Source organism: Ruegeria sp. E5 (assembly GCF_056534105.1).
The window spans coordinates 1-1,177 of record NZ_JBQFPA010000015.1; the positions used below are offsets into that span (position 1 = coordinate 1).

Below are 1,177 nucleotides of genomic sequence, written 5' to 3' on the forward strand. Positions count from 1 at the left end.
ATTACTCGATGATTTTCGAGACGACGCCGGCGCCGACGGTGCGGCCGCCTTCGCGGATCGCAAAGCGCAGGCCGTCTTCCATCGCGATCGGGGCGATCAGCTCGACGGTGAAGCCGACGTTGTCGCCGGGCATAACCATCTCGGTGCCAGCCGCCAGGGTCACGGTGCCGGTCACGTCAGTTGTACGGAAGTAGAACTGCGGACGGTAGTTCGCGAAGAACGGAGTATGACGACCGCCTTCTTCCTTGGTCAGGATGTAGGCTTCGGCTTCGAACTTGGTGTGCGGTGTAACCGAACCCGGCTTACACAGAACCTGGCCACGCTCAACACCGTCACGGTCGATACCGCGCAGCAGGGCGCCGATGTTGTCGCCCGCTTCACCGCGATCCAGCAGCTTGCGGAACATTTCAACACCAGTACAGGTGGTTTTCTGAGTGTCGCGGATGCCGACGATTTCGATCTCGTCGCCAACGTTGATCACGCCACGCTCAACACGGCCGGTCACAACAGTACCACGGCCCGAGATCGAGAACACGTCTTCGACCGGCATCAGGAACGGCTTGTCAACTTCACGCTCAGGGGTGTCGATGTAGTCATCAACCGCCGCCATCAGTTCCTTGATCTTCTCTTCGCCGATTTCCGGGTTGTTGCCTTCCATTGCGGCCAGAGCCGAACCTGCGATGATCGGAATATCGTCGCCGGGGTATTCGTAGCTGGACAGCAGTTCGCGAACTTCCATCTCAACCAGTTCCAGCAGCTCTTCGTCGTCAACCTGGTCAACTTTGTTCATGAACACGACCATCTTCGGGATGCCAACCTGGCGGCCCAGCAGGATGTGCTCGCGGGTCTGCGGCATCGGGCCGTCAGCTGCGTTCACAACCAGGATCGCGCCGTCCATCTGAGCGGCACCGGTGATCATGTTCTTGACGTAGTCGGCGTGGCCGGGGCAGTCGACATGCGCATAGTGGCGGTTGTCGGTCTCGTATTCCACGTGGGCGGTCGAGATGGTGATGCCGCGTGCCTTTTCTTCTGGCGCGCCGTCAATCTGGTCATACGCTTTGAAGTCACCGAAATACTTGGTGATTGCTGCGGTCAGCGTGGTCTTGCCGTGGTCAACGTGCCCAATCGTGCCGATGTTGACGTGCGGCTTATTACGCTCAAACTTTTCCTTTGCCAT

1 protein-coding gene is annotated in these 1,177 nt (G+C 59.0%); it reads right to left on the reverse strand.

Going from position 1 to position 1,177, the window contains the following annotated elements; translation table 11 throughout:
* Position 1: 1 nt before the first annotated feature.
* On the reverse strand, positions 2–1,177 hold a 1,176-nt coding region (tuf, locus tag ACR0BI_RS22135), incomplete at its 5' end, for an elongation factor Tu (RefSeq protein WP_010441214.1).